Source organism: Streptomyces sp. NPDC058678, from assembly GCF_042714835.1.
Taxonomy (GTDB): domain Bacteria; phylum Actinomycetota; class Actinomycetes; order Streptomycetales; family Streptomycetaceae; genus Streptomyces.
The window spans coordinates 18,782-35,234 of sequence record NZ_JBHXSG010000046.1 but is presented as its reverse complement, the minus strand read 5'-3'; the positions used below and the strand labels follow the sequence as shown (position 1 = coordinate 35,234).

The following is a 16,453-nucleotide window of genomic DNA, read 5'->3' as shown; positions in this document are numbered from 1 at the left end:
CCCGCGCCCCTTGGGGCGTTGCTCTACTCCCTGCCAGCAGAGGTGAACGTCATGTCCGCGTAGCGGTCTCCGGCCACCTTCGCCGCGATCGGCTCCAGGAGCGCCAGCTCCTCCTTCGTCAGCTCGATCCTCGTCGCCGCCGTGTTCTCCTCGATCCGGCCGGCCTTGCGGGTGCCCGGGATCGGGATCACCGGGAGGCCGTGCACCGAGGCCTGCTGCTGGACCCAGGCCAGGGCTATCTGACCCGGCGACACCCCGTGAGCCTCGGCCAGCGAGCGGACCGGCTCCAGCAGGGCCGCGTTGGCGGCGGCGTTCTCGCCGGTGAAGCGGGGCTGCTGGCGGCGGAAGTCGTCGGCGGTGAGGTCCTTGTCGGCGTCGGCGAAGGAGCCGGTGAGGAAGCCGCGACCGAGCGGGGAGTACGGCACCAGGGCCACGCCCAGCTCACGGGCCGCCGCCACCACGTTCGCCTCGATGTCCCGGCTGAACAGGGACCACTCGGACTGCACGGCGGCGATCGGGTGGACGGCCTGCGCGGCGCGCAGTTCGTCGGCCGTGACCTCGCTCAGGCCGAGGTGCTTGACCTTGCCCTCGCGCACCAGCTCGGCCATGGCGGCGACGGTGTCCTCGATCGGCACGTTCACGTCGCGCCGGTGCATGTAGTAGAGGTCGATCACGTCGACGTCGAGGCGCTCGAGGCTCGCCTCGACGGCCTGACGGATGTAGGGCCGGTCGTTGCGGATGATGCGCCGGGTCGGGTCGTCCGGGGGGATCGCCAGGGCGAACTTGGTGGCGATGACCACCTCGTCGCGGTGTGCCTTGAAGAAGGGGGAGAGGAACTTCTCGTTCTCCCCCGCGCCGTACGCGTCCGCCGTGTCGTACAGGGTGACGCCGAGCTCCAGGGCACGCTCCAGCGTGGCCCGCGACTCGCCGGCGTCCGTGGGGCCGTACGCGAAGCTCATGCCCATGCAGCCGAGGCCTTGTACACCGACCTCGGGGCCGTCGTCGCCGAGCCGTGCCGCGGGAATCTTGCCGTCCGTCATCAGGACCTCTCCGACGCCAGGGCCCGCCCGGCGTCCGCGTAGAAATTGATCTTCCGGTCGAGGACCGCGAGCGTGTCCTGGAGTTCCGCGATCCGGGCGAGGACGTCCTCGCGGGTCTCCTTCAGCAGCTCGAAGCGGTCGCCGTAGGTGTGGTCGCCCTCGCGGACCAGTTCCGCGTAGCGCACCATGTCCGCCACCGGCATACCGGTCAGCCGGAGCTTGCCGACGAGGTCGAGCCAGTCCAGGTCGCGGTTGCAGTAGCGGCGCTGGCCGGTGTGCGAGCGGTCGATGTGCGGCATCAGGCCGATGCGCTCGTACCAGCGCAGGGTGTGCGCGGTCAGGCCGGTGATCGCGACCACCTCGCTGATCGTGTAGCTGTCCTGGCCGTCCGGACGTCGACCGGGCTGGTGCTCCGGGGCGGCACAGCTGTCGGTCCTGGTACCCGTGGTCTCCATCACCGTCATGGCCTCAACGCTATGGCCTTGGAGTGCACTCGAAGCAAGCCGTACCGGTAAGAAATCGGCAGGACGCCGCACGGGACGGCTGGCTAGCGTGCGGGGCATGAGTCTTGTACGTCGTGCCACGACCGAGGACGCGGGGGAGGTTCTGCGTCTGCGCCAGGTGATGATCGACTCGCTGTCCGGGCCGGACGCCGGGGACACCCAATGGCACGCGGAGGGCCTGCCCGCGCTGCGTGCCCGGCTGGCCGAGCCCGACGGGGACTTCGCGGCCTTCGTCGTCGACCATCCCGAGCGGCCGGGCGCGCTGGCGGCGCTGGTTGCCGGGACCATCGACTACCGGATCGGCAAGGCGGGCAACCCGCGCGGGATCGGCGGGTACGTCTTCAGCGTCGCCACCGACCCGGACGCCCGCCGTCGCGGGTACGCGCGGGCGTGCATGGAGGAACTGCTCGCCTGGTTCCGTGAGCGGGGCGCCGGCCAGGTCCTGCTGACCGCGTCCGAGGAGGCCGAGCCGCTGTACGCCGCCCTCGGCTTCGTCCGCAAGCCGGACCCCGCGATGGGGCTGAGGCTCTGAGCCGCTTAGGCTCGACCGCATGTCCTTGCAGAGTCTCGCCCTGATCGAGAACTGGCCGGTTCCCACCGCCGCGGCAGCCGTCGTACGGGCGGACGGGACCCTGCTGGGTGCCCACGGCCCGGTCGAGCGGCGTTTCCCGCTGGCCTCGGTCACCAAGCCGCTCGCCGCGTACGCCGCCCTCGTCGCGTACGAGGAGGGGGCGATCGAGCTCGACGAACCGGCCGGGCCTCCCGGGGCCACGGTCCGTCATCTGCTCGCGCACACCTCGGGGCTGGCCTTCGACGAGCACCGGGTGACCGCCCCGCCCGGGGAACGGCGGCTGTACTCCAACGCCGGGTTCGAGCAGCTCGGGGACCACATCGCCAAGGCCACGGAGATCCCGTTCGCCGAGTACCTGCGCCAGGCGGTGCTGGAGCCGCTGGGGATGACCTCGACGACTCTGGACGGCTCCCCGGCCAAGGACGGCGTCTCCACCGTGGACGACCTCGTGCGGTTCGCGGCGGAGGTCCAGGCGCCGCGGCTGCTGGATCCCCGCACGGTCGCCGAGGCGATGACGGTCCAGTACCCGGGCACGAAGGGCGTGCTGCCGGGGTACGGCCACCGGAACCCGAACGACTGGGGGCTCGGCTTCGAGATTCGCGACGGCAAGTCGCCGCACTGGACGGGCGCTTCGTCCTCGCCGCGGACCTTCGGGCACTTCGGGCAGTCCGGCACGTTCCTGTGGATCGACCCGGATGCGGGGGTGGCCTGTGTGGCGCTGACGGATCGTGCGTTCGGGCCCTGGGCCGTCGAGGCGTGGCCGGTGTTCACGGACGCGGTGCTGGCGGAGTTGCGGGGCTGAGCTTCTTTCGCCCCCGCCGCCCCTTCCCGTCCCGTCCCCAGGGGGGCTCCGCCCCCTGGAACCCCCGGACCTTCGCCCACCCACCACCCGACTCGGTCGGTCGAGAACAACGGCCCGTACGCCGGTCAGAGCGTCAGCTCCCAGACCAGCAGTTCCGCCCCCGTCACCCCCACCGCCTCCAGATCCTTCGCGTCCGTGATCCGCGCCGCGTCGCCCGGACCCAACTCCTGGCCGTGCAGGGTCACTTCGCCGCGTACGACATGCACGTACGCGTACGACCCGTCCGGTACCGCCGTCCGCTCCCCCGCCCCCAGGCGCCGTACGTGGAGCATCGCGCCCGCCTCGGGGACGGCGTACGGCGTGGAGTCCGCGATGCCGTGGACGATCTCGTACGACGGGTCACCGCCCGGCTCCAGCGGGGCCAGCCACATCTGGACGAAGGTGAGGGGGCCCGGGCCGTCGTTGCGCTCCACGTGCCGGACGCCCGCCGCCGCGGTCAGGTGCTGGACGTCACCGGCGCGTACGACCGTCTCGTGGCCCGTGGAGTCGCGGTGGGTCAGTTCGCCCTCGACGACCCACGTGACGATCTCGGTGTGGCTGTGCGGGTGCTCGTCGAAACCGGCGCCGGGGGCGAGCCGCTCCTCGTTGCAGGCGATCAGCGCGCCGAGGCGGAGGTTGTCGGGGTCGTAGTGCGGGCCGAAGGAGAAGGCGTGGAGCGACTCGATTCCGGCCTCCGGGTCGCCGCCTCGGTAGCGCTCCGTGGCGCGCCGTACGTCCATCACGACACCACCGTAGTCCTCACCCGGTACCCGGGGACGCGTACTCCCGTCCGGATAAGGCAGTCTTGTCCCGTGCCCGAACCCGAAACCCACGCCGGCGATCCCGCCGCGCCCGATGCCCACCCGCACCCCGCAACCCTGAAGCGGCTGGAGAAGTGGTCCGGGCGTCTCGCCGCGCAGGCCATCCAGCGCATGGACGAGACGCTGTCGTGGTACCGGGCGATGCCGCCGGAGAACCGTTCCTGGATCGGGCTCGTCGCCCAGGCCGGTATCGCCGCCTTCACCGAGTGGTTCCGGCACCCGGACGCCCCCCAGGCCATCTCCACCGACGTCTTCGGCACCGCGCCCCGCGAGTTGACCAGGGCCATCACCCTGCGGCAGACCGTCGAGATGGTGCGCACCACGATCGAGGTCATGGAGTCGGCCATCGACGAGGTGGCGGCTCCCGGGGACGAGAACGTGCTGCGCGAGGCGCTGCTCGTGTACGCCCGCGAGATCGCCTTCGCCACCGCCCAGGTCTACGCCCAGGCCGCCGAGGCACGCGGCGCCTGGGACGCGCGCCTGGAGTCGCTCGTCGTGAACGCCGTACTCAGCGGGGAGGCCGACGAGGGTGCCGTCAGCCGGGCCGCCGCCCTCGGGTGGAACTCCCCCGAGCATGTGTGCGTGGTGCTGGGGACGGCTCCCGACGGTGACAGCGAGTTGACCGTCGAGGCCATCCGGCGGGCCGCCCGGCACGCCAAGCTCCAGGTCCTGACCGGGGTGCTCGGGGCCCGGCTCGTGGTCATCGCGGGCGGCAGCGACAATCCGCTCGCCGTCGCCAAGTCGCTGATCGGACCCTTCGCCGCCGGGCCGGTGGTGGCGGGGCCCGTCGTACCGGACCTGCTGGCCGCGACCCGGTCCGCGCAGGCCGCCGCGGCCGGCCTGAAGGCGTGTTCTGCCTGGCAGGACGCCCCGCGGCCGGTGCTGGCGGACGATCTGCTTCCGGAGCGCGCGATGGCGGGTGACCCCGCGGCGCGCGAGCAGTTGGTGGAGGAGATCTACAGACCGCTGGAGGAGGCCGGCTCGGCGCTCCTGGAGACGCTCGCGGTCTATCTCGAGCAGGCGAGCAGTCTCGAAGGGGCCGCTCGTATGCTCTTCGTCCACCCCAACACCGTGCGCTACCGGCTTCGACGTGTGACTGACGTCACCGGCTGGTCGCCTTCCGATGTACGGTCGGCGTTCACGCTGCGGATCGCGCTGATCCTGGGGCGTCTGGTCGACGGGGATCTTCAGACCTAGTCTTTTGTCGGGGGTCTACAAAACCCCCTCCTGTTCTTCGTCCTTGTCCCCACGGGCGGCCGTGGCCGTCCACAAGAGAGAGTGTGAGAGTGCTCGTACTCGTCGCTCCCGGCCAGGGCGCCCAGACGCCCGGCTTCCTGACCCCCTGGCTCGAACTCCCCGGTGCCGCGGACCGCGTCGCCGCGTGGTCCGACGTCATCGGACTGGACCTCGCCCGTTACGGCACGCAGGCCGACGCGGACGAGATCCGGGACACCGCCGTCGCCCAGCCGCTCCTTGTCGCGGCCGGAATCCTGTCGGCCGCGGCGCTCGGTGACGTGTCGCCGGGCGCCGTCGCCGGACACAGCGTCGGCGAGATCACCGCCGCCTCCTTCGCGGGTGTCCTGGACGACACCGCCGCGCTGACCCTCGTACGCAAGCGGGGCCTGGCGATGGCCGAGGCCGCCGCCGTCACCGAGACCGGGATGTCGGCGCTGCTCGGCGGCGACCCCGAGGTGAGCGTCGCGCACCTGGAGAAGCTCGGTCTGACCCCGGCGAACGTCAACGGGGCCGGCCAGATCGTGGCCGCGGGCACGCTGGAGCAGCTCGCGGTGCTGAACGAGGACAAGCCCGAGGGTGTCCGCAAGGTCGTCCCGCTCAAGGTGGCCGGCGCCTTCCACACGCACCACATGGCCCCCGCGGTCGACGCGCTGGCGAAGGCCGCCGAGGCCCTGACGCCCGCCGACCCGAAGGTCACGTACGTCTCCAACAAGGACGGCAGGGCCGTCGACACGGGCGCGGAGATCGTCGCGCGCCTCGTCGGCCAGGTCGCCAACCCGGTCCGCTGGGACCTGTGCATGGAGACCTTCAAGGCGCTCGGCGTGACCGCCCTGATCGAGGTGTGCCCCGGCGGCACGCTGACCGGGCTCGCCAAGCGTGCGCTGCCCGGTGTGAAGACGCTGGCCCTGAAGACCCCCGACGACCTCGACGCCGCTCGCGAGCTCATCGCCGAGACAGCCACACCTGCCGCTGACGCGGCGGGCGCCTGACAAGGAGCCTGGAGAGCATGTCGAAGATCAAGCCCAGCAAGGGCGCCCCGTACGCGCGGATCCTCGGTGTGGGCGGCTACCGTCCCACCCGGGTCGTGCCGAACGAGGTGATCCTCGAGACGATCGACTCCTCCGACGAGTGGATCCGCTCGCGCTCCGGCATCGAGACCCGGCACTGGGCGAACGACGAGGAGACCGTCGCCGCCATGTCGATCGAGGCGTCCGGCAAGGCGATCGCCGACGCCGGGATCTCCGCCGAGCAGATCGGCGGGGTGATCGTCTCGACCGTCTCGCACTTCAAGCAGACTCCGGCCGTCGCCACCGAGATCGCCGACAAGCTCGGCACCGACAAGGCCGCCGCCTTCGACATCTCGGCCGGCTGCGCGGGCTTCGGCTACGGCCTCACCCTCGCCAAGGGCATGATCGTCGAGGGCTCGGCGGAGTACGTCCTCGTCATCGGCGTGGAGCGGCTGTCCGACCTGACCGACCTGGAGGACCGGGCCACGGCCTTCCTGTTCGGGGACGGCGCGGGCGCGGTCGTGGTGGGTCCCTCGCAGGAGCCCGGAATGGGCCCGACCATCTGGGGCTCGGAGGGCGACAAGTCCGACACCATCAAGCAGACCGTGCCGTGGACCGACTACCGCGACGGCGAGGTCGCCAAGTTCCCGGCGATCACGCAGGAGGGCCAGGCGGTGTTCCGCTGGGCCGTGTTCGAGATGGCGAAGATCGCTCAGCAGGCGCTGGACGCGGCCGGGATCAGCTCGGACGACCTGGACGTCTTCATTCCCCACCAGGCCAACGAGCGGATCATCGACTCGATGGTGAAGACTCTCAAGCTGCCGGAGCACGTCACGGTCGCGCGTGACGTACGCACCACCGGCAACACCTCGGCCGCCTCGATTCCGCTCGCGATGGAGCGGCTTCTGGCGACCGGAGAGGCGAAGAGCGGCGACACCGCGCTCGTCATCGGTTTCGGGGCGGGTCTCGTGTACGCCGCGACGGTCGTTACCCTCCCTTAGGCACTCCGTGCCGGATCATGCGGTCCGGCACGGGAAATGCACCACCTGCCGCTCACGCGGTGGACGCCACACCCTCTGGATTACTACGAAGGAGCGCCTGACATGGCCGCCACTCAGGAAGAGATCGTCGCCGGTCTCGCCGACATCGTGAACGAGATCGCCGGCATCCCGGTTGAGGACGTCCAGCTGGACAAGTCCTTCACCGACGACCTGGACGTCGACTCGCTGTCCATGGTCGAGGTCGTCGTCGCCGCCGAGGAGCGCTTCGACGTCAAGATCCCCGACGAGGACGTCAAGAACCTCAAGACCGTCGGTGACGCGACCAACTACATCCTCAAGAACCAGGGCTGATCCTCTAGGCCCCGAGCCTGGCCCCGCCACCCGGCGGTGGCGCCGCTGAATCCTCGTATCCGTTGGAGAAAGAATTCCCGTGAGCTCGACCAATCGCACCGTGGTCGTCACCGGTATCGGCGCAACCACACCGCTGGGTGGCGACGCAGCCTCTACCTGGGAGGGCCTGGTCGCCGGCAGGTCCGGCGTCAAGCCCCTGGAGCAGGAGTGGGCCGCCGACCAGGCGGTCCGCATCGCTGCTCAGATCGCCGTGGAGCCGACCGAGGTCATCCCGCGGCCGCAGGCCCGCCGACTGGACCGATCGGCGCAGTTCGCGCTGATCGCCGCGAAGGAGGCGTGGGCCGACGCAGGTTTCACCGCGACGGCGGGCGACGACAGTGCCGTCGACCCCGACCGGCTCGGTGCGGTCATCGCCTCCGGCATCGGCGGCGTGACGACCCTGCTCGACCAGTACGACGTGCTGAAGGAGAAGGGCGTTCGCCGCGTCTCCCCGCACACCGTCCCCATGCTGATGCCGAACGGCCCCTCCGCCAACGTGGGTCTGCTCGTGGGCGCCCGGGCGGGCGTGCACACGCCGGTCTCCGCCTGCGCGTCGGGCGCCGAGGCCATCGGCTACGCCATCGAGATGATCCGCTCCGGCCGCGCCGACGTCGTCGTCGCGGGTGGCACGGAGGCGGCGATCCACCCGCTGCCCATCGCCGCGTTCGGCAACATGATGGCGATGTCCAAGAACAACGACGACCCCGAGGGCGCCTCGCGTCCCTACGACACCGCCCGCGACGGCTTCGTCCTGGGCGAGGGCGCCGGCGTGATCGTCCTGGAGTCCGCCGAGCACGCCGCCAAGCGCGGTGCGCGGGTGTACGCCGAGGCGGTCGGCCAGGGCATCTCCGCCGACGGCCACGACATCGTGCAGCCGGAGCCGGAGGGGCGTGGCATCTCGCACGCCCTGCAGAACCTGCTGGACCGCACCGACCTGGACCCGGCCGAGATCATGCACGTCAACGCGCACGCCACCTCGACGCCGGCCGGTGACGTGGCCGAGCTGAAGGCGCTGCGCAAGGTGTTCGGCGACGACGCCGACCACATGGCGGTCTCGGCGACCAAGTCGATGACCGGTCACCTGCTGGGTGGCGCGGGCGGTGTGGAGTCGGTGGCGACGGTCCTCGCCCTGTACAACCGGATCGCCCCGCCGACCATCAACATCGAGAACCTCGACCCCGAGGCCGAGGCCAACGCCGACATCGTGCGCGGCGAGGCCCGGAAGCTGCCGGTCGAGGGCCGTATCGCCGCGCTGAACGACTCGTTCGGGTTCGGCGGGCACAACGTGGTGCTGGCGTTCCGTACGGTCTGATCTCTGCCGTGAACGGCGTGTGGCCCGAACCCCGGGTGGGGGGGGCGGGCCACACGCCGTTCTGGTCTCTGTTGTCGGCCGACTACGGGCCGTCCTGGGCTGGGTCGCGCAGTTCCTCGCGCCTCTGGGGCGTCACACCACCTGGTGCAGCCAGCGGACCGGCGCGCCCTCGCCCGCGTACCGGAACGGCTCCAACTCGTCGTCCCACGGCTTGCCGAGGAGCTTGGCGAGTTCGGCCTCCAGATCGGTCTCGCCGCGTTGGGAGCGGACCAGGGCGGCGCGCAGGCGGTCCTCGGGGATGAGGATGTCGCCGTGGATGCCGGTGACGGCGTGGAAGATGCCGAGGTCGGGGGTGCAGCTGTAGCGCTCGCCCTCGGCGGTGGCGCAGGGCTCGGCGGTGACCTCGAAGCGGATGAGGTGCCAGCCTCTCAGTGCCGAGGCCAGCTTGGAGGCGGTGCCGGCCTGGCCCTGCCAGGAGAACTCGGAGCGCCAGGTGCCCGGCGCGGCGGGCTGCCGGATCCAGTCGAGGTTGACGCGTGTGCCGAGCACCCCGGCGACGGCCCACTCGACGTGCGGGCACAGCGCGCGCGGCGCGGAGTGCACGTACAGAACTCCACGTGTCGTCACCGGGACCTCCGGGCAGAGCGGACATCTTGCGAACTGGCGGACGGCAGTGGCGGGGCAGCCACGTTGATGGCGAGGCTACCGTGCGGCGGCGCAAGGAGTGTGACGTACCGTCGGTCCCAGTGCCGTGAAACCCCCGCCATTCACCCGGCAGGACGCTGGTACGGGTGCGAAGCGTTGCGTACCGGCCGCCGGGAACTCTCGCGCGTTGTTATGGACGGACGACCTTTTCCACGTTTCATACCATCACCCGACGACCGAGGGGATCACCACCGGATGCGGAAACAGGGCCAACGCTCGCGCGCCGTTCTCGCCGTCCTGGCCGCGGCCGTCCTGGGCGTCACCGGCTGTGACGCCGTCGGTGGCAACTCGCCGGGGCCGAGCGGCACCGGGGCGCAGAAGGCGAAGCCGTCCCCGAAGCCGACGCCGGCCTGGGACAGCAGCCCGGCGTCCATCGCCGCCGTCGGGGACTCCATCACCCGTGGTTTCGACGCGTGCTCGGTGCTGTCGGACTGCCCCGAGGTGTCGTGGGCGACGGGCAGCAGCGCCGAGGTCGACAGTCTCGCCGTACGGCTGCTGGGAAAGGCGAAGGCGGCCGAGCGGAGTTGGAACTACGCGGTGACCGGGGCGCGGATGGCGGACCTGCCCGGTCAGATGGCTCAGGCGGCGGCGAGGAAGCCGGGGCTGGTGGCGGTGATGGTCGGGTCGAACGACGCCTGCCGGTCCAGCACCTCGGCGATGACGTCCGTGGCCGGTTTCCGCGCCGACTTCGAGGACGCGATGAGCGCGCTGCGCAAGGGCTCCCCCAAGGCGCAGGTGTACGTGGCGAGCGTGCCGAACCTGAAGCGGCTGTGGTCCGAGGGCCGCACCAACGCGATGGGCAAGCAGGTGTGGAAGCTGGGCCTGTGCCCGTCGATGCTGGCCGACGCGGACGCCCTGGACGCGGCGGCGACCGAGCGGCGGGACACCGTGCAGCAGCGGGTGGAGGACTACAACGAGGTTCTGGAGGAGGTCTGCGCCAAGGACCGCCACTGTCGCTTCGACGGGGGCGCGGTCTACGACTTCCGCTTCGGCACCGCCCAGCTGAGCCACTGGGACTGGTTCCACCCGAGTGTGAACGGCCAGGCGCGGCTCGCGGAGATCGCCTATCGCACGGTGACGGGCAAGAAGGCCTGACGCGCGGTCCGTGACTTAAAGTTACGCACATGAACGAACTCTTCGGAACACTTTCCGACGGCACCCCTGTGCACCGCTGGACCCTGGAGCGGGCGGGAGTCCGCGTGCGGATCCTGTCGTACGGCGGGATCGTGCAGTCGGTGGAGGTCCCGGACCGGGAGGGGCGCGCCGAGAACGTGGTGCTGGGGTTCGGGGACCTCGACGGCTATGCGGCCAACCCGGAACCGTACGTGGGCGCCCTGGTCGGGCGGTACGCGAACCGGATCGCGGGCGGCCGCTTCCCGCTGGACGGCCGGACGTACGCGCTCGCGCTCAACAACGCGCCCAACTCCCTGCACGGCGGCGAACGCGGCTTCGACAAGCGGGTGTGGGACATGGCGCCGGCGGAGCACGGCGTGCGTCTGAGCCGGGTCGCCGCTCACGGCGAGGAGGGCTTCCCGGGGCGCCTGGAGGTCTCGGCGACGTACACGCTGGACAAGTCCGGTGCGCTGCAGATCGCGTACGAAGCGGTCACGGACGCGCCGACCATCGTGAACCTGACCAACCACAGCTACTTCAACCTCGGCGGGTCGGGCAACGCGGGCGGGCACGAACTGCGGATCGCCGCCTCCCGGTTCACCCCGGTCGACGCGGACCTGATCCCGACCGGCGTCCTGGAGGAGGTGGCGGACACGCGCTTCGACTTCCGGGAGGCGCGGAAGGTCAGTTCCGGCTACGACCACAACTTCGTGCTCGACAAGGGCGTGACGCGGACGCCCGTCGAGGCCGCCGAGCTGCACGAGCCCGCGTCCGGCCGGGTGCTCACCGTGGCGACCACCGAACCCGGCCTTCAGCTGTACACCGCGGACCATCTCGGCGAGCCCTTCGCTCCCGGCGACGGCATCGCGCTGGAGACCCAGCACTTCCCCGACTCCCCGAACCGCCCGGAGTTCCCGAGCACGGTGCTGCGGCCGGGCGAGGTGTACCGCTCGGAGACGGTGTACGGGTTCTCCACCCGTTAGACGTCATGAGCCCCGGCCCAGGGGTCAGGACCCGGGCCGGGGCTGGTCGTGGGGGGAACTGGTCCCGGATCAGACGTTAATCGTCGCGGTGAGCCGACGGTCCGTGATCGAGCGACTCACCTGGATCTCGTACGAACCCTTCACAAACGACCAGGATCCCTCCTCGCCGTCCCAGATCTCGAAGGCCCGGCGCGGGAGCTCCACGGTGGCCTCGGCGGTCTCGCCCGCGGCGGCGGTCACCCCGGCGAAGCCGGCCAGCCTGCGGGCCGGGCGCTCGGCGTCGGGCTCGCCGGGGGCCAGGTAGACCTGGACGACCTCGCGGCCGGGGCGCGTGCCCGAGTTGCGGAGGCGGACCCGGACGGTGGTGCCCTGCACCTCGACCGACTCGTAGGTCCAGTCGGTGTAGCCGAGGCCGTGGCCGAAGGGGTACGCGGGGGTGCGGCCGTGCTTCTCCCAGGCGCTGTAGCCGATGAAGACACCCTCGCTGTACGGCATCTCGCCGTGGTCCGGGACGACCTGGGTGACCGGGGCGTCGGCGAGGCTGCCCCAGGTGCTGGGGAGGCGGCCACCGGGTTCGTGGACGCCGGTCAGCACGTCGGCGAGGGCGTCGCCGCCCTCCTGGCCGGGGAACCAGCTGAGCAGGACGGCGGCCACCTCGTCGCGCCAGGGCAGTTCCACCGGGGAACCGGCGTTGACGATCACGACGGTGTTCGGGTTGGCGGCGGCGACGGCGCGGACCAGGTCGTCCTGGCGGCCGGGGAGGGTGAGGTCGGTGCGGTCGAAGCCCTCCGACTCGACGCGCTCGGTGGTGGCGACCACGACGACGGCCGTGTCGGCGGCGCGGGCGGTCTCGACGGCCTCGGCGATCAGCTCGTCGGGGTCGCGCTGTGGCTCCTGGTGGGCGAGGGAGAAGGAGACGGCCTTCATCGGGAGGTCGTCCGGGAACCGGACGACGTGGGTGAGGGAGACCTCGACCGGGCGGCCCACGGTGAGTTCGACCTGGGCGCGTGGTTCCGGGGCGCCGAAGAAGGTGAGGAACGGGTCGTCCTTGGTGGGGCGTTGGACGTCGTCGTAGTACGTGGTGCCGTCGACGCGCAGGGTGAAGGCGCCGAGGCCCTTGATGCCGAAGGTGTGGGTGCCGGTCTCGCGCGGGGTGAAGATGCCGGTCAACTTGACGGTGTGGAGGCGGGCGTGGGTGACGCCGTCGGGGAAGTCGTCGCCCATCCACTGGAGCTGACCGTTGGGGGCTGAGGCGGTGCCGATGACCTTGCCGTCGGCGTCACGGCAGACGGCCCGCAGCTCGAATCCCTTGTCGGCGACGGCGAGTTCGGTGTTCGGGTCGGCGCCGACGGCGTAGGTGAGGGCGCCTTCGGGGAGGGCGGCGGTGAGGCCGTCCAGCGGGGAGACGATCCGGGCCGGGAAGACGGTGGCGGAGCCGCCGCCGAGGACGCGGGCGTCTCGGGCGGCGGCGCCGATGAGGGCGACGGTCCCCGGCTTCAGCGGAAGCGCCTGGTTCTCGTTGCGCACCAGGACGAAGGAACGGCGGGCGATCTCGCGGGCCAGGGCCTCGCCGTCGACGGTGCCGGGCAGCTCGGTGACGGCCGGTTCGGCGCCCTTCAGGATGCCGACGCGGGCGGCGAGCCGCAGGACGTTGCGGACGGCGTCGTCGACCTTGGCCTCGTCGACCTCGCCGTCGCGGACGGCCTGGGCGAGCGCGTCGCCGTAGACGGTCTGCGGGCCGGGCATGGCGACGTCCAGGCCGCCGTTGAGGGCACCGGTGGTGGAGCGGGCCGCGGTCCAGTCGGAGACGTTGAAGCCGTCGAAGCCCCATTCGCCGCGCAGGATCTCGTTCACCAGGTGGTGGTGCTCGGTCATCGTCGTGCCGTTGACCGAGTTGTAGGCGGTCATGATGCCCCAGGGGTGGGCGTTCTCGACGATCGCCTCGAAGGGGGCGAGGTACAGCTCGCGCAGGGTGCGCTCGCTGAGCAGGTTGTTCACCGTGAATCGGTCGGTCTCGGCGTCGTTGGCGACGAAGTGCTTGACCGTGGTGCCGACGCCGCCGGACTGGACGCCGGCCACATAGCCGGAGCCGATGCGGCCCGTGAGGTACGGGTCCTCGCTGTACGCCTCGAAGTGGCGGCCGCCGAGCGGCGAGCGGTGCAGGTTGACCGTGGGGGCGAGCAGGACGTGGACGCCCTTGCGGCGGGCCTCCTGGGCGAGGAGGGTGCCGGCGCGGCGGGCGAGCTCCGGGTCCCAGGTGGCGGCCAGCGCGGTCGGGGAGGGCAGCGCGATGGACGGGTCGTCGGCGGTCCAGCGGACACCCCGGACTCCGATCGGGCCGTCCGACATGAGGAGGGACCCGAGGCCGATCTCCGGGAGGGCGGGCAGCGACCAGGCGTCCTGGCCGGCCAGCAACCGGGTCTTGGCGTCCAGGTCGAGCCTGCTCAGGGCCGCCTCGACGGCCACCTCGCGGGCCGCGCGGGCCTCCTGCGTCTCCGGGGGTTCCTGGGTGCCCGCCATCTGGGTGCCTCCTCGTTGAGTCGTGCGGTGCCGTCCTTCCCTCATCGTGCACCCGTTACCTGTAGACCGGTAGGTTCCGTTACCTTGTCGTCATAATCGGGTCCTACGGATGCCGTACGGTGACGCCATGAGCGCCATGAACGCCAGAACGAGGCGCACGGAGCGACGCGCCGAGATCGTCCGGGCCGCGCTGGAAGTGATCGCCGAGCGGGGCTACCGCGGGGCGAGCCTGGCCGCCGTCGCGGAACGGGTCGGACTCACCCAGCAGGGGTTGCTGCACTACTTCCCCACGAAGGACGCGCTGCTCGTGGCCGTCCTGGAGGAGCGGGACAAGTGGGACGCGGTCCCGGCCGGGCAGTGGCGGACCGACCTGCTCGCCCAACTCGTCGAGTACAACGCGATGCGGCCCGGCATCATCCAGACCTTCTCGGCCCTGCTCGGCGAGAGCGTCACGGAGGGGCATCCGGCGCGCGACTACTTCACCGAGCGGTACGCGCAGGTACGGGCGAGCATGGCGGCCGTCCTGCGCGCCGAGTACGGCGACCGCCTTCCGAACGGCCTCACCCCGGAGCGCACCGCCCCGCTGCTGGTGGCGGTGATGGACGGCCTGCAGTACCAGTGGCTGCTGGACCCCGAGTCGGTCGACATGCCGGGGGCGTTCCGCGACTTCCTCACGATGCTGGGCGAGGCCTCGTAGGTACGCGTACTCAGGCGCTCACCCGGCCTCCGGGCGAGGATGAGCCGTATGAGGGGGAGAAACATCATCGCGGTACTCGCTCTGCTGCCCGTCAACATCCTGGCCGTGGGCTACGGGTGGCTGGCGGCCGGCATGACCGGGTGGGCGGCGGGCTTCGACGACCAACCGTACGAGCCGCCGCTCGTGGAACTGGGTGCGGCCTGCGGGGTGGTGGCGGCCGCCGGTGTGGTGCTGTGGCTGGTCCGGCTGCGTGGGGCCGCGGTGTTCCAGATGGTTCCGTTGCTCGTGCTCGCCCTGCTGATGTCGCCCGCCTGAGCCACACGCCATGGCGTGGACCACTTCCGTCACGCGATACTGCGGGCGATCGCACCAACGCGCCCCACCGCGACGGAAGGACCTGAACTCCCGTGAACTCCATACGTGTTCGGATCGGCGTGCTCGGACTGGCCCTGGTGGCCGGGCTCGCGGCCCCCACGCAGGCGTCCGCCGCCGAGGCGGTCCTCTCGCCCACCGTCGAGGAGCAGCGGCTCGACCGGGCGGTGCCGCAGGAGATCCTCAGGCGGTCCGGATTCGACGCCGTGACCGGGGAGTTCGCCCGGGAGCTCGGTGCGGCTCGCTCCTACGCCGAGGCGCGGCGGATCGTCGTACGGGAGGGGTCGGCGCTGTGGCGGCGGGCCGTCGGGCGGGCGCAGGGGCGGGGGCCGGCGGGCGGGGACCTCAGTCGGGACGACGACCGGCCGTTGTACTGGGCCCGGCTGGCGATGACGCGGGAGATGCGCACCTGGGAGCCGGGGTTCGGGTTGGCGGACGACCGACGCGCGTCTCTGCTGGGTGAGTTGGAGCGAACCTCGCGCGGGCAGACCGCCGTCCGGTATCCGCGCGGCAAGGGAATCAAGCGGATCCTGGTCACCGGCTTCGATCCGTTCACGCTGGACCGGGACATCCGGATCTCCAACCCCTCGGGGGCGACCGCGCTGGCGCTCGACGGCACGGTCATCGAGACCGCGGACGGACCGGCGCGGGTCGAGACCGTCGTCTTCCCCGTGCGCTGGCAGGACTTCACGCAGGGGACGGTGGAGCGGACGCTGCGGCCGTATCTGAGGACGGTGGATCTGTTCGCCACCGTGAGCCAGGGGCGGGTGGGGCGGTTCGACGTCGAACGGACCAACGGGGCCTGGCGGGGCGGCTTCCCGGACAACGACACCGTCGGCCGGACCGAGACCGTCCCGGTCACCGACCCGGCCTCGCAGCCGCAGTGGACGACGACGACCCTGCCGTACGGGCAGATCGTGGCCGCGCAGACCGGGCGGTTCCCCGTGTACGACAACACGAGCGTGACCGAGATCCCGGCGGGCGGCACGGAGGCCGTCGTGCGGGCGGACGGGCCGACCGCGGGGTCGGCCGCGCGGGCCGGGGGCGGCGGGAACTACCTGTCGAACGAGATCGCCTACCGGGCCACGTTGTTGCGGGACCGGCTCGGGCTGCACGACGTGGTGCCGGGTGGGCATGTGCACACGCCTGTGCTGCAGTTCGGGGCGGGGAACACCGATCCGGCGAGCGGGACGGTGAGCGATGCCGAGTTCGTGCGGAACCGGGTGGACATCATCGCGCAGGTGACGCGGATCGTGCGGGTGGCAGTGGAGGGGACGTCGGTTTCGTAGGTGCGCGGGGGGGGCGCCTCAGGGCTTTTCGCCCCCTCCGCCCCTTCCCTTC

The 16,453-nt window shown here is 71.5% G+C and carries 17 protein-coding genes; 12 read left to right on the top strand and 5 right to left on the bottom strand.

Features of this window, described 5'->3' with window-relative positions; genetic code table 11:
• Positions 1-23: 23 nt before the first annotated feature.
• Both ACFWWR_RS33340 and ACFWWR_RS33335 read right to left on the bottom strand, forming a co-directional pair.
• A complete protein-coding gene (locus ACFWWR_RS33340) occupies positions 24-1,040 on the bottom strand; it encodes an aldo/keto reductase (protein WP_383871237.1) in 1,017 nt (338 codons plus the stop codon).
• Positions 1,040-1,504 carry a MerR family transcriptional regulator gene (locus ACFWWR_RS33335; RefSeq protein ID WP_383871235.1) on the bottom strand — a complete coding sequence of 155 codons (465 nt, stop codon included), beginning with the start codon at positions 1,502-1,504 and terminating at the stop codon, positions 1,040-1,042. Before ACFWWR_RS33335 ends, ACFWWR_RS33340 begins: the two co-directional genes overlap by 1 nt.
• Before the next feature lie 97 nt (positions 1,505-1,601).
• On the opposite strand from ACFWWR_RS33335, the gene ACFWWR_RS33330 reads away from it, so the two are divergent.
• Both ACFWWR_RS33330 and ACFWWR_RS33325 read left to right on the top strand, forming a co-directional pair.
• Positions 1,602-2,075: a GNAT family N-acetyltransferase gene (locus ACFWWR_RS33330; RefSeq protein WP_383871232.1), complete on the top strand. Its 474-nt coding sequence runs from the start codon at positions 1,602-1,604 to the stop codon at positions 2,073-2,075.
• Positions 2,076-2,094: 19 nt separating this feature from the next.
• Positions 2,095-2,916 carry a serine hydrolase domain-containing protein gene (locus tag ACFWWR_RS33325; RefSeq protein ID WP_383871229.1) on the top strand — a complete coding sequence of 274 codons (822 nt, stop codon included), beginning with the start codon at positions 2,095-2,097 and terminating at the stop codon, positions 2,914-2,916.
• A 125-nt stretch (positions 2,917-3,041) separates the two neighbouring features.
• On the opposite strand, the gene ACFWWR_RS33320 is transcribed toward ACFWWR_RS33325, so the two are convergent.
• Complete coding sequence (locus tag ACFWWR_RS33320) at positions 3,042-3,695, bottom strand: pirin family protein (RefSeq protein ID WP_384307256.1); 654 nt, start codon at positions 3,693-3,695, stop codon at positions 3,042-3,044.
• Between the two features lie 72 nt (positions 3,696-3,767).
• Between ACFWWR_RS33320 and ACFWWR_RS33315 the strand changes: the two genes are divergently transcribed.
• From ACFWWR_RS33315 to fabF, 5 genes are all read left to right on the top strand, one after another.
• Positions 3,768-4,973 carry a PucR family transcriptional regulator gene (locus tag ACFWWR_RS33315; RefSeq protein ID WP_383871226.1) on the top strand — a complete coding sequence of 402 codons (1,206 nt, stop codon included), beginning with the start codon at positions 3,768-3,770 and terminating at the stop codon, positions 4,971-4,973.
• Between the two features lie 89 nt (positions 4,974-5,062).
• Positions 5,063-6,001 carry an ACP S-malonyltransferase gene (locus ACFWWR_RS33310; RefSeq protein WP_383871223.1) on the top strand — a complete coding sequence of 313 codons (939 nt, stop codon included), beginning with the start codon at positions 5,063-5,065 and terminating at the stop codon, positions 5,999-6,001.
• Positions 6,002-6,018: 17 nt separating this feature from the next.
• Positions 6,019-7,020, top strand: coding sequence for a ketoacyl-ACP synthase III (locus ACFWWR_RS33305; protein ID WP_384307206.1), 1,002 nt, complete (start codon positions 6,019-6,021; stop codon positions 7,018-7,020).
• 102 nt (positions 7,021-7,122) lie between these two features.
• Positions 7,123-7,371 (top strand): acyl carrier protein, encoded by a 249-nt coding sequence (locus tag ACFWWR_RS33300; protein ID WP_361477659.1) that lies wholly within the window; start codon positions 7,123-7,125, stop codon positions 7,369-7,371.
• Positions 7,372-7,450: 79 nt separating this feature from the next.
• Positions 7,451-8,722 (top strand): beta-ketoacyl-ACP synthase II, encoded by a 1,272-nt coding sequence (gene fabF / locus ACFWWR_RS33295; protein WP_383871215.1) that lies wholly within the window; start codon positions 7,451-7,453, stop codon positions 8,720-8,722.
• A 132-nt stretch (positions 8,723-8,854) separates the two neighbouring features.
• On the opposite strand, the gene ACFWWR_RS33290 is transcribed toward fabF, so the two are convergent.
• Positions 8,855-9,349: a DUF3145 domain-containing protein gene (locus tag ACFWWR_RS33290; RefSeq protein ID WP_383871213.1), complete on the bottom strand. Its 495-nt coding sequence runs from the start codon at positions 9,347-9,349 to the stop codon at positions 8,855-8,857.
• Positions 9,350-9,622: 273 nt separating this feature from the next.
• Here ACFWWR_RS33290 and ACFWWR_RS33285 point away from each other — a divergent pair, with 273 nt between their 5' ends.
• Positions 9,623-10,522: an SGNH/GDSL hydrolase family protein gene (locus ACFWWR_RS33285; protein WP_384307203.1), complete on the top strand. Its 900-nt coding sequence runs from the start codon at positions 9,623-9,625 to the stop codon at positions 10,520-10,522.
• Between the two features lie 29 nt (positions 10,523-10,551).
• On the top strand, positions 10,552-11,523 hold the full coding sequence (locus ACFWWR_RS33280) for an aldose epimerase family protein (protein WP_384307200.1): 972 nt from the start codon (positions 10,552-10,554) through the stop codon (positions 11,521-11,523).
• Between the two features lie 69 nt (positions 11,524-11,592).
• Here ACFWWR_RS33280 and ACFWWR_RS33275 read toward each other — a convergent pair whose 3' ends face one another.
• Positions 11,593-14,043 (bottom strand): glycoside hydrolase family 3 C-terminal domain-containing protein, encoded by a 2,451-nt coding sequence (locus ACFWWR_RS33275; protein WP_384307198.1) that lies wholly within the window; start codon positions 14,041-14,043, stop codon positions 11,593-11,595.
• Between the two features lie 109 nt (positions 14,044-14,152).
• Here ACFWWR_RS33275 and ACFWWR_RS33270 point away from each other — a divergent pair, with 109 nt between their 5' ends.
• The 3 genes from ACFWWR_RS33270 (at position 14,153) to ACFWWR_RS33260 (ending at position 16,401) form a co-directional block, all read left to right on the top strand.
• The gene (locus tag ACFWWR_RS33270; protein WP_383871202.1) at positions 14,153-14,740 is read left to right on the top strand and encodes a TetR/AcrR family transcriptional regulator; all 588 of its coding nucleotides are present in this window, start codon (positions 14,153-14,155) and stop codon (positions 14,738-14,740) included.
• Positions 14,741-14,788: 48 nt separating this feature from the next.
• Complete coding sequence (locus ACFWWR_RS33265; RefSeq protein WP_383871199.1) at positions 14,789-15,055, top strand: hypothetical protein; 267 nt, start codon at positions 14,789-14,791, stop codon at positions 15,053-15,055.
• 92 nt (positions 15,056-15,147) lie between these two features.
• Positions 15,148-16,401, top strand: coding sequence for a pyroglutamyl peptidase (locus tag ACFWWR_RS33260; protein ID WP_384307195.1), 1,254 nt, complete (start codon positions 15,148-15,150; stop codon positions 16,399-16,401).
• The last annotated feature ends 52 nt before the right edge of the window (positions 16,402-16,453 follow it).

Excerpts from the sequence above, each read along its gene's own strand:
- ACFWWR_RS33270 (WP_383871202.1), top strand. The coding sequence starts at position 14,153 with ATGCCGTACGGTGACGCCATGAGCGCCATGAACGCCAGAACGAGGCGC.
- ACFWWR_RS33300 (WP_361477659.1), top strand. The coding sequence starts at position 7,123 with ATGGCCGCCACTCAGGAAGAGATCGTCGCCGGTCTCGCCGACATCGTG.
- ACFWWR_RS33335 (WP_383871235.1), bottom strand. The coding sequence starts at position 1,504 with ATGACGGTGATGGAGACCACGGGTACCAGGACCGACAGCTGTGCCGCC.
- ACFWWR_RS33280 (WP_384307200.1), top strand. The coding sequence starts at position 10,552 with ATGAACGAACTCTTCGGAACACTTTCCGACGGCACCCCTGTGCACCGC.
- ACFWWR_RS33330 (WP_383871232.1), top strand. The coding sequence starts at position 1,602 with ATGAGTCTTGTACGTCGTGCCACGACCGAGGACGCGGGGGAGGTTCTG.
- ACFWWR_RS33340 (WP_383871237.1), bottom strand. The coding sequence starts at position 1,040 with ATGACGGACGGCAAGATTCCCGCGGCACGGCTCGGCGACGACGGCCCC.
- ACFWWR_RS33325 (WP_383871229.1), top strand. The coding sequence starts at position 2,095 with ATGTCCTTGCAGAGTCTCGCCCTGATCGAGAACTGGCCGGTTCCCACC.
- ACFWWR_RS33275 (WP_384307198.1), bottom strand. The coding sequence starts at position 14,043 with ATGGCGGGCACCCAGGAACCCCCGGAGACGCAGGAGGCCCGCGCGGCC.
- ACFWWR_RS33305 (WP_384307206.1), top strand. The coding sequence starts at position 6,019 with ATGTCGAAGATCAAGCCCAGCAAGGGCGCCCCGTACGCGCGGATCCTC.
- ACFWWR_RS33265 (WP_383871199.1), top strand. The coding sequence starts at position 14,789 with ATGAGGGGGAGAAACATCATCGCGGTACTCGCTCTGCTGCCCGTCAAC.
- ACFWWR_RS33320 (WP_384307256.1), bottom strand. The coding sequence starts at position 3,695 with ATGGACGTACGGCGCGCCACGGAGCGCTACCGAGGCGGCGACCCGGAG.
- ACFWWR_RS33285 (WP_384307203.1), top strand. The coding sequence starts at position 9,623 with ATGCGGAAACAGGGCCAACGCTCGCGCGCCGTTCTCGCCGTCCTGGCC.